Source organism: Delftia sp. PE138 (assembly GCF_018320755.1).
GTDB lineage: Bacteria > Pseudomonadota > Gammaproteobacteria > Burkholderiales > Burkholderiaceae_C > Comamonas > Comamonas tsuruhatensis.
Genome location: NZ_JABEPN010000002.1, coordinates 292,256 through 302,549, shown reverse-complemented (window position 1 = coordinate 302,549; position 10,294 = coordinate 292,256). Strand labels below are relative to the sequence as shown.

Here is a 10,294-nt window from a genome sequence, read left to right as displayed (position 1 = left end):
GAGGGAGTCAAACCTGGGCTGCAGCCGCTGCGGCTGCCGCGCCCGCAGCGCGCGAGGCCAGGGCCTGGAGCATGGCGCACAGCGATGCCTGCAGCGGTAGCGGCCATTCGGCCGGGGGCAGCAGGCGGTCGGCGGCCATGTCGCGCAGGGCAAAGCCTTCGATGTCGATCTCATGGCCGGGCTCGTAGTACGGCATGGCCGCGCTGTGCAGCAGTTCCACGCGCCAGCGCTGCACGGCAAAGTCCCGCAGGTGCAGGTAGATGCCGGGGCCATCGCACACGGGGCCGGCATGAAAGTGCCATGGCCCTGCCAGGCCGTCCAGCGCCTGCTGCGTGAGCCGTATCGGTGCCAGGGGCTGCAGCAGTTCCTGCTGCCACTGACTGGACAGCGGCAGGTCGGCGGGCGCATCGACCTGCTCGACCAGGGCCTTGAGGCCGTAGTCGGCCAGGCATTCGCGCCACTGCGCACGCTCCTGCTCGGTGGCCTGCGCGGGGTGCCACAGGGCGATGCGGCCCTCGGCCGGCAGTTGCACCGCGTCGCTCTCGGCATCGACCAGGGACAGGTCCTCGGCAATGCGCAGGCTGAACGGCTGGCCGGCTGCGGGCTCCACCCGCCAGACCAGGCCCTGTGCTACCACGCGCAGCAGCGGGTGCTCCAGGAAGAGGCGGCGCCAGGTGTCCAGCGGCCAGTGCCGGCCCAGCATCAGGCAGGACTGCAGGCGCGGCGCCTGCTGCTGCAGCACGGCCTTGATGCCCTTGGACAGCGTCTTGAGCCGCGCGGCGGCCGCCTCCCACTCCGTGCGCAGGCCCTCGTCGGCCAGGGCCGGCAGGCTGCGCACCAGCTTGCCGGCCGGCGTGCGCAGGCGCAGCGACAGGTCGCCCTGCAGCAGCACGTCATAGGTCTGCGCGCCCACCTGCAATTGCACGCCCCGGCCCAGGTCGAAGTCCGGGGTCAGCTCGTCGCCGAGGTCGGCCAGCGCCATGCCGCGCCGCGTGGCGGCCTCGGCCAGCACGGCCTGCGCGGCGGCCAGCACGCTGGGCTTGAGGGTCTTGCCGGTGGCCAGGGCCTGCACGCAGGACAGGGCATAGACCGTGTCGAGCCGGCCCAGCTGCTGCAGCGCGACCACGGCGCGCTCCTTGCGCGTCTTGTGCCAGGCCAGGGCGGCCGAGGACAGCACATCGACGATGCGGTCGTCCGCCGCGCCGGGCAGCAGCTTGAGCACCCAGCGCGATTCGGGCGCGCCATCGGCAGCCACCCAGTGCTGGACCAGGGCCAGCGCCAGCCGCGCACGGTTCTCCGCGCCGGCCTGGGCCAGCAGTTGGCGGGCCAGCGCAGGCAGCTCCTGCGGGCTGGAGGCCGCCAAGTGCAGCAGCGCACGCGCGGCCTGGGCCGACAGGGGCGCGAGCAGGTCCAGCAGCGCCGGCTGGTCCAGCGCGGCAATGGCGGGCGACAGGCGCTGCAGGCTGGCGGCCTGGGCTTCAAGCGCTGCCAGGGAGCCGGCATCGCTGCCCGCTGGCACGGCCTCGCCGCCAGGTGACCCGGCTGCGTCCGCAACCGGGGCTGCGGCACCCAGATCCTTCAGTCGCGCCTGCACCGGGCCTTGCTCGGCCACGTCCAGCAATCCACCGGACAGCAGTGCCGACAGCAGGCTGCCAGACGCCGGATCAGGATGGGCCACCAGCACATCGCGGTAGGCCAGCACCAGGTTCTTGTTGGGCTTGGCCAGCCAGCCGGCGGCCTGGGGCGCATCCACGGGCAAGGCAGACAGCGCCTGTGCCAGCGCCGCACGCAAACCCTTGGAGGCACTGCCGGAGGCGGCCTTGCCCAGTTGCGGCAGCAGCCGCTGCAGCGTGTCCACGCGCAGCGCGGGCAGCAGGTGCGTGAGCGGGCCGGCGGCCAGCCGGGCCAGGTCGCCAGGGCGATCGGCCAGCAGGGTCTCGGCCACCGAGGCGTAGCCGGCGCGGTCGGATTCGTGCTTGCAGCCGTCTGCGCAGGCCGGCAATAGCAGCGGCAGCAGGGCCGGCCACCGGGCTTCCCACAGCCGCTGCGCCACGGCGGGATTGATCGCCAGGTGGCCCAGTTGCTTGAACCAGGCGGCCAGGGGCGCAGCGTCGGTCTGCAGCATGCGCTCCACCAGGGCACGGTCATGCGGCCAGTCATCGTCCGAGGCAAAGCACAAGGCCTTGAACAGGTCCTGGGCCAGCAGGTCGCGGCGCGCGGCATCGGCCGTCTCCCAGCGCGATGCGATCAGCACGGGCTCGGGCAGGCGCAGCTGGTCAAGCACGGCGGGGAATTGCGCAAAAAAATCCCGCCACAGCGCCCAGCGCTGCGCTGCAGGCCGCGTGCGCTGCAGCGGCAGCTGGCGTTGGACGATGTCGCGGCTGAGCTGGCCGCCGCCGTCCTCGATGGCCATGGCCAGCAGTTCGGGCTCGGGCAGCTGGTGCAGCAGGTGCTGCCACTGGCAGTAGTACTGCGCGCCGGGCGCAATGCCGGCCTTTGCGCTCAGTTCCCGCGCCCAGCGCAGCAGGCCGGTGATATCGGCACTGGACATGCCTTCATGGCCCAGCACGCCGAACACCTGCCTGAGCACGAGGTCGTAGCCATCGCGCAGTCTCCAGGGCTGGTGGGTGCGGCTGCCCCAGTCATCCAGCCAGGCGCGGGCCAGTGCCGTCAGCTCTGCGGTCAGCTCGGCACTGCGCCGGGGCACGCCCGGGTTGCCCCCATAGAACTGTCCCAGCGGAAGGCTGATGCGCGCCAGCGCCAGCCACAGCGCGTGGTCACGCTGCCAGGGCGCATGCTCGCCGGGCAGCTGGCGCAACCGCTCCTGGCACAGGCTGCTGCTGTCGCGCAGGAAGTCCGCCACCTCGGCATCACGCCCCTGGGCCAGGCGCTTTGCCAGTTCGGCGGCAAAGGCCGGCATGCCCTCGCGCCCGGCCGGCGCGGCCGTGTGCAGTTCGTACAAAGCCTGCAGGGGAAGCGCTGCTGTCTCGTTGTTGCTCATGGTCTGTGGAGTCTTCGGTGATGGGCGGTCGGCCGGCCAACGTTTCAGGGAGCAAAGGTTCACAAAGACAAGGGCTCAGGCAGCCGCCTTGGCCGCCAGGGCCAGCCACTGGCCTTGCAGCGTGGCCAGCAGCGGCTTGGGCAGCCGCGCCGGGTCGGCGCTGGCCCCGTAACCCTTGCTCAGGTCGTGCACGCGCAGGCCTTCCACGGCCACGGGCAGGCCCAGGTCCAGGTAGGGCGGGAAATAGCCGTGCGACAGCTCCAGGCTCAGCTCCAGCGCGGGCAGGCGCCACACATGCTCGTTGATGCTGGGGCCATCGCCCACGGGGCCGGGCCGGTAGCCGAACTTCTTGAGCATGGCGCCGAGCTGCTCCTGCGCCAGCGTGATCGGCGCGGGCGGCAGCAGCATGCCGTTCCTGAACTGGCCGGGCGCAGGCTGCTCGGCGCAGGCGCCCAGCTGGTCGACCAGGGGCTCCAGCTCATAGTCGGCCATGTAGGCCTGCCAGGCCTCGCGCTCGCCGGGCTGGGCCGTGGCCGGGTGCCAGAGGCTGATGCTGCAGCCTGCCGGCAGGGCCACGGTTTCATCCTCCACATCGACCAGCGAGAAATCCTCGGCCAGGCGGAAGCTGGTGCGCGCCAGGCCCGGCGCATCCTCTGCGCGCCAGATCAGGCTGCGCCCAACGATGCGCAGCAGCGGGTGGGCCACGAACAGCCGCTGCCAGCGATCCAGCGGCCAGCGCTTGCCGCTGACCAGGGCCGCCAGCATGCGCGGCGCCTGCTGCTTGACCACGGTCTTGAGGCTGGTGGCCAGGGTCTTGAGCTGCGCGGTGGCCGCCTCCCATTCGGGCTTGAGCGCCTCGTCCTTGACCGCAGGAATGGTCTTGCTGGCCTTGTTTTTGTCGTTGATGACGCGCAGGCTCAGATCGCCCTGCAGCTCCACGCGGTAGCTCTGCGGCCCGACCGTGACCGTCAGGCCCTGGCCCAGGCCGAAGTCGGGGGTCAGCTCGTCGAAGAGCTCGGGCACGCTCATCTTGCGGCGGGCAGCGGCGGCACGCAGGGCGCTGCGCGCCGTGCGCTGCACCTGGTCCTTGAGCGAGCGCGATTCGGAGATCTCCTGCACGCGCAGCAGAGCGTAGAGGCTGTCCACCTCGCCCAGATGCTCGACAGCGGCGGCCGCGCGCTGCAGGCGCGGGCGGTTCCAGGCCTGGACGGCGGCCACCAGCGCATCGACCACGCGGTCATCGGCATGGCCGGGCAGCAGCCTGAGCGCCCAGCGCTGCTTGGGCTCGCCCTCGCAAGCAATCCATTGCTGCACCAGGGCCAGCGCCAGGCGGGCACGGTTGTCGGCCGGAATGCGCGCCAGCAGCTCGCCGGCCAGCGGCGGCAGGCCGCCTTCGGCAATGGCGGATACGTGCAGCAGCACGCGGGCCGCGTGCTCGGACAGCGGCGCGCACAGCGCCAGCAGCTCGGGCGTGTCGAAGGGCTTGATGGCCGCGCTCAGGCGCTTGATGGAGGCGATCTGGGCTTCCAAGTCCACGCCGCCAGCGGCAGACGCTGGCGATGCGGCATCTGCCCGGCTTTCTTCCGATGCCGAGGCGCCCTGCCCTGTCAGGCCCAATTGGTTCAGCCGCTGCTGCACGCTGCTGGCCGAGGCCGCATCCAGCTTGCCGCCGGCCAGCAACTGCGCCAGCAAGGGACCGACGGCGGGGTCGGGGTGGGCCAGCAGCACGTCGCGGCAGGTCAGCAGCAGGTTCTTGGGCGGCTTGTTCAGCCAGCCGGCATCCACCAAGCTGGCCAGCGGAATATGGGCGGCCAAGCCGGCCATGGCGGCGCGCAGGCCCTTGGCGCTGCTGCCTGCGATGAGCGGGGTCAGGGTGGGCAGCGTGGCCTTCAGGCTGGCGGTGTCGAACGCGGGCAGCACATTGACCAGGTCCTTGACAGGCACCTCGGCCAGATCGGCCGGGCGGCGGGTCACCAGTTCGCGGATCGCGCTGCGGTAGCGGCGCAGCTCGTCCTCGCGGTCGCAGTGCTGGGCAATGGCCGGCAGCAGCAGGGGCAGCAAGGCGGCATCGTCCTGCTTCATGACATGCATGGCCAGCGCCAGGCTGATCCGATAGCCGCCGTTCTCACGCAGCTGCCGGGCAAAGGGCGCGGGATCCTCGGCCACCAGGCGGTCCAGCAGCTGCAGCGCACGGGTACGCTCCCCGCCCTGGGCATGGCCCAATTGGCCCATCAGGGTGCCCGCCAGTTCCTCACGCCGTGGGGCATCTGCGCTGGCCCAGCGCTGCTCTATCAGGTCCGGATCGCCTATGTAGGTCTGGTCATACAGCTCGGGATGCGCGGCAAAGAAGCCCATCCAGGACTTCCAGCCCTGCCCCTTGGGCTGCTTGGGTTGGCGCTCTTCGCGGTAGTGCACTATCACATCAGCGAACAGCTTGCCGCCCACGGCGGCGTAGCGCTGCAGGTCGGCATCGTTCAGCTGGGCGATCAGCCGCTTCCAGGGCGCGTGGTACTCGGTGTCGGGCTTGTACTCACCTTCCTTGCGCAGGGCCAGCGTCCAGTCCAGCGTGGCCGTCACTTCCTCGTAGGGCATGCCTGGATAGCAGAGCCAGGGCACCAGGTTGCCCAGCACCATGCCTATGCCTTTGAAGACCGGCAGATCCGCGCTGCGGGCATGGGCCAGCCATTGCTCGGCCATCACGCGCACTTCGGCGGCCACCTTGGCATTGGTCAGCTTATCGCTGAGCCCTGCCGGCGCATGGCCGCGCGGCACCGTGAGCCGTGCCAGGGCCAGCCAGCGCTCACCGTCATGTGTCCAGGGCGATTCGCTGCTGTTCAGGCGCCCCAGCATGTAAAGGCAGCGCTCCTCGCAATCACGCAGGAAAACCTGCACCTCATCGGCCCGCCCGTCATGAAGCCGGGCATCAAGTTCGGCGGCAAAGGCCTCTTCGCTGAGGCCTTCGTCCAGCCGGTCATAGAGATCGCTCAGGGAAGCTGCGTGAAGATCGGTAGTGCTCATAAAGATGAGGAGATGAACAATGTGGGCAGCCGCAAACCGGGGCCTGCCGGGATGGAGACGGGGGTGGAGCCTGCACGGGATGGACGCAAAGGTTCTTGATCCATTCGGACAGTTCCTCGGAAAACTCACAGATTCATGCCCTGCGTATGTCGTCAGCTTCGGAAAAAACTGTAGCGCCGTCGGCAAGGAATGCGCCATTGTTCAGCGGCACGCGCGCGGCGCGGGCGCCGATCTTGTCAGGTCGCGGACCCGGGCACTTGACAGGCTGTCAAGCAGCCGACTGCCACCGCTGCGGGCCATGGACTGTACTGGGGACTTTTCGCCCAGGCGTACTGCCCGGCCCCGCCATGCCGCCGATACCATGGACCGCGACATGACCCCGGAGACACCCCATGCCCATGCCCCTGTCCCAGACGCACAAGCTCTTTGACGACGACGCCTACCTGGACCGCTGCGAAGCCACCGTGATCGCGGTCAGCCCCGAAGGCATCGAGCTGGATGCCACGGTCTGCTATGCCCGCAGCGGCGGCCAGGCCGGAGACACCGGCACGCTGATCCTGGCAGACGGACGCAGCCTGGCGGTCATCGACACCGTCTATGCCGATGACCGCCAGCGCATCCTGCATGTGCTGCAGACCGATGCGCCGCCCCAGGTCGGCGAGCGCGTGCAGGTAGCCATCGACTGGGACAGGCGCCACCGTCTGATGCGCCTGCACACCTGCCTGCACCTGCTGGGCGTGCTGGTGCCCGTGCCCGTGACGGGCTGCAGCATCTCGCCGGACTCGGCACGCCTGGATTTCGACCTGCCTGAATCCACGCTGGACAAGGCCGATCTGACGGAGCGCCTGAACGCCCTGATCGCCGCCAGCCATGCCGTGAACGTGGACCGCATCACGCCCGAGCAATTGGCCGCCCAGCCCGACCTGGTACGCACCGCAGGCGCCGCGCCCCCGGGCGGCACGGCGACGATCCGCATCATCGACATCCCCGGCCTGGACCGCCAGCCCTGCGGCGGCACGCATGTGCGCAGCACGGCCGAGATCGGCACGGTGGCCGTCACCAAGATCGAGAAGAAAAGCCGCACCAACCGGCGCGTGGTCGTGCAGTTCGCCTGAGGCCTGCAGGACCTGCCTGGCCTGCCTTGGCTGCCGCCCCGTGCCTCAGGACATCCAGGACCTGGGCGCCGAGGGGCCACCCGGCTCACGGGACCCCTCGCCGCCCGGAGCCACCCCTTCGGGCTGGCTGCCGGACTTTCGCATCAGCTGCAGGATCTGATCGAGCTTGTCCTGCTCGACGGCGATCGAGTGCAACCTGAACAGCACGTACGGAATGAGGACGCTGGCACAGGCCATGCCCGCCAGCGCCGTCTGTTGCTGGGAGCTGTCGACGAAGAACGCCGTCAGCAGAAAGATGGCGCCAATGACAGCACCTATGAAAACCATCACTCTCATAAACCCTCTCTATGTGCCGCAATCGTACCCAAATGTGACTGGGGTGAGTAGAGGCATGCGAGCTGTGGGGTTGCCCGTCGCCAAAAGACGACGGACGGCAAGTGATTCCCGGCGACAGCCACCGCGCATACCCTGCCGGCGTGACGCCATACCGCATGCTTGGAGCGCAGGTCTTCGAACTGTTTTGACTTGATTCAAATCAACCCGCCCTCCCCCATCCTGTCTATGCTGGAGGCAGCCATACAAAGCATCCATGGCGACAGACCGCCTGCCGGTCCATGGCCACCGGATGCCAGCCACCTCACCCGCTTTTCAAGGAGAAAACAATGGCAATGCAATGGAAACCCGTCCTCTTGGCCCTCGCAATGACTGCCGTCGCCGCACCTGTGCTGGCCGCCGACTGCGCCGTCGAGATCGAAGGCAATGACGCCATGCAGTTCAACAAGCCCACCATCAGCGTGCCCGCCAGCTGCAAGCAGTTCACGGTCAAGCTCAAGCACGTGGGCAAGTTGCCCAAGACGGCCATGGGCCACAACTGGGTACTGAGCAAGACGGCCGACCTGCAGCCCGTGGCCAATGACGGCATCGCCGCCGGCGCCGCCAAGGACTTCGTGAAGGACAAGGACGCCCGCGTGATCGCCCACACCAAGGTGATCGGCGGCGGCGAGACCGACTCCGTGACCTTCTCCACCGCCGCCCTGAAGGCGGGCGAAGCCTACAGCTACTTTTGCTCCTTCCCCGGCCATTCCGCGCTGATGAAGGGCACGCTGACGCTGGCCAAGTAAGCCGGCGATCTGCCCTGGCCCGGGACCCTGCGCCCCGCGCCCTACCCGGCGGCACTTCGGTGCCGCTTGTCGTTTCCGCCCCTCACATTTGCGGGACCGGGCAAGCCACGCTTGCCTGGCCTGCCGGTCCCTGCAGGTCCCTGCCGATGCATGCCGATCCGTGCCGATCCGTGCCGTTGTGCGCTGCCTCTCAGTGCCGGCTGGCGGTCCTGCCGTGCGGGCGGCCCTGCATTTCCATGCAACCCTTTTGCATCAGGCGCAGCAGCAGCTGGGTCCAGCTGGCGTCGGCCCATTTGGTGCTTTCCAGCACCAGGGACCGTGCCGACTGCAGGCCGTCGCCGGGCTGCAACTCCACGCGGAAACTGCCGCGTTCACGCTGGGACGTGACGGCCACCACGCTGCCCAGCAGGGCGATATCGAGGGAAGGGCGCGGGCCTTGCGGGCCGTCCAGGTCCACGCGCAGCACGCAGCCGGGGCGAAGTTCGTAGGTCCAGCGGTGGTCGGCATGGCCGGCCGCGCCCATGGCGTTCATTTCGGCAAGCCGCTGCTCCTGCGTCATGTCGTAGGGGCTGATGATGGGCGCCTGCTGCTGCGGGTAGCCCTGCACGCCGTCCAGGCAGGCGGCCATGAAGACCACGGCCGCCGCGCATGCCAGCAGTTTCCAGGCGCAGCGCGGGGCCCGTCGTTCAACGCGGTGCATGGGCTGCTCCTGCGTCTTCGTCGCCGGGCACCTGCAGCGACACGTCAACGCGCATGGCCAGCACCTTGTCGATGGCCTTGCCGTCCATGTCCACCACCTCGAAGCGCCAGCCTTCCCATTGCACGGTGTCGGTGACACGCGGCAGCCGGCCCGTGAGCAGCATGACCATGCCGGCCAGCGTGTGGTAGCGGCCGCGCTCTTCCTCGGGCACGGTGGCCAGCTCCAGCCGGTCCTTGAGCTCGGGCACGGGGATGTGGCCGTCCAGCAGCCAGCTGCCGTCCTCGCGCTGCAGCGCCCAGGAGTTGCGCGGATCGCGGGGCTGGAATTCGCCCGTGATGGCCTCCACCAGGTCCTGCAGGGTGACGATGCCCTGGACCTCGCCGTACTCGTCGATCACGAAGGCCATGTGCACGTCGGACAGCCGAAAGCTCTCCAGCAACTCCATGCCGGTGATGGTCTCGGGCACATAGAGCGCGGTCTGCATGGGCTGGTCGGTCAGGCCCTGATCCTTGCCCTGCAGCGCGCGCGACAGCCACTGGCGCGCGTTGAGCACGCCGATGATGGAGTCCATGCCGCCGCGCACCACGGGAAAGCGCGCATGGTCGGACTGCTCGATCACGCGCAGGTTGTCCTCGAATGGCGCATCGGCATCCAGGCAGACCACATCGCTGCGCGGCACCATCAGCGAGCCGATCTGGCGGTCGTCAAGGCGGAACACGTTGCGCACCATGGTGTGCTCGTGCGATTCGATGACGCCGGCCGTCGTGCCTTCGGCCAGCATGGCGTGGATCTCTTCCTCCGTGACGGCGCTGCCGCTGTTTTCCTTGACGCCCAGCAGGCGCAGCAGCGCATGGGTGGACACGGACAGCAGCACCACGAAGGGCTTGGTCAGATGGGCCAGCCAGTTGACTGGGCGTGCGATCAGGCGCGCAAAGGTCTCGGGATAGGTCTGGCCGATGCGCTTGGGCACCAGCTCGCCGACGACGATGGAGAAATAGGTGATCAGCACCACCACCAGCGCCGTGGCCGTGTAGCCGCCATAGGGCGCGGGCACGCCCAGGCGCTGCAGCCACTCGGCCAGGGGAGCGGCCAGCGCGGCCTCGCCGACGATGCCGTTGAGCACGCCGATGGAGGTGATGCCGATCTGGATGGTGGACAGGAAACGCGTGGGGTCGGCCCCCAGCTGGGCGGCTGCGGCGGCGCCGGCGTCCCCCTCGTCTATGAGTTTTTGCAGGCGAGCCTTGCGCGCCGTCACCAGCGCGATCTCGGACATGGCGAAGACGCCATTGAGCAGGATCAGCGCAAAAAGAATGGCAATTTCCATGATGCTTGTTCTGGG

7 protein-coding genes are annotated in these 10,294 nt (G+C 69.0%); 2 read left to right on the top strand and 5 right to left on the bottom strand.

Annotation, left to right across the window (positions count from 1 at the left end):
• Positions 1–7: 7 nt before the first annotated feature.
• Both HFGMBDPB_RS10285 and HFGMBDPB_RS10280 read right to left on the bottom strand, forming a co-directional pair.
• The gene (locus HFGMBDPB_RS10285) at positions 8–3,001 is read right to left on the bottom strand and encodes a DUF4132 domain-containing protein (protein ID WP_017403873.1); all 2,994 of its coding nucleotides are present in this window, start codon (positions 2,999–3,001) and stop codon (positions 8–10) included.
• A gap of 75 nt (positions 3,002–3,076) precedes the next feature.
• Positions 3,077–6,019 carry a DUF4132 domain-containing protein gene (locus tag HFGMBDPB_RS10280; protein ID WP_212645356.1) on the bottom strand — a complete coding sequence of 981 codons (2,943 nt, stop codon included), beginning with the start codon at positions 6,017–6,019 and terminating at the stop codon, positions 3,077–3,079.
• Between the two features lie 392 nt (positions 6,020–6,411).
• On the opposite strand from HFGMBDPB_RS10280, the gene HFGMBDPB_RS10275 reads away from it, so the two are divergent.
• Positions 6,412–7,134: an alanyl-tRNA editing protein gene (locus tag HFGMBDPB_RS10275; RefSeq protein WP_016451616.1), complete on the top strand. Its 723-nt coding sequence runs from the start codon at positions 6,412–6,414 to the stop codon at positions 7,132–7,134.
• A gap of 45 nt (positions 7,135–7,179) precedes the next feature.
• On the opposite strand, the gene HFGMBDPB_RS10270 is transcribed toward HFGMBDPB_RS10275, so the two are convergent.
• Positions 7,180–7,470, bottom strand: coding sequence for a hypothetical protein (locus HFGMBDPB_RS10270; RefSeq protein ID WP_016446216.1), 291 nt, complete (start codon positions 7,468–7,470; stop codon positions 7,180–7,182).
• A gap of 326 nt (positions 7,471–7,796) precedes the next feature.
• Here HFGMBDPB_RS10270 and azu point away from each other — a divergent pair, with 326 nt between their 5' ends.
• On the top strand, positions 7,797–8,255 hold the full coding sequence (gene azu, locus HFGMBDPB_RS10265; protein WP_016446217.1) for an azurin: 459 nt from the start codon (positions 7,797–7,799) through the stop codon (positions 8,253–8,255).
• A 190-nt stretch (positions 8,256–8,445) separates the two neighbouring features.
• Here the strand turns inward: azu and HFGMBDPB_RS10260 are convergent, their stop codons facing one another.
• Positions 8,446–8,955, bottom strand: a complete 510-nt coding sequence (locus HFGMBDPB_RS10260) for a hypothetical protein (protein ID WP_017403869.1) — start codon at positions 8,953–8,955, stop codon at positions 8,446–8,448.
• Positions 8,942–10,279 (bottom strand): hemolysin family protein, encoded by a 1,338-nt coding sequence (locus HFGMBDPB_RS10255; RefSeq protein ID WP_016446219.1) that lies wholly within the window; start codon positions 10,277–10,279, stop codon positions 8,942–8,944. Before HFGMBDPB_RS10255 ends, HFGMBDPB_RS10260 begins: the two co-directional genes overlap by 14 nt.
• Positions 10,280–10,294 lie beyond the last annotated feature (15 nt).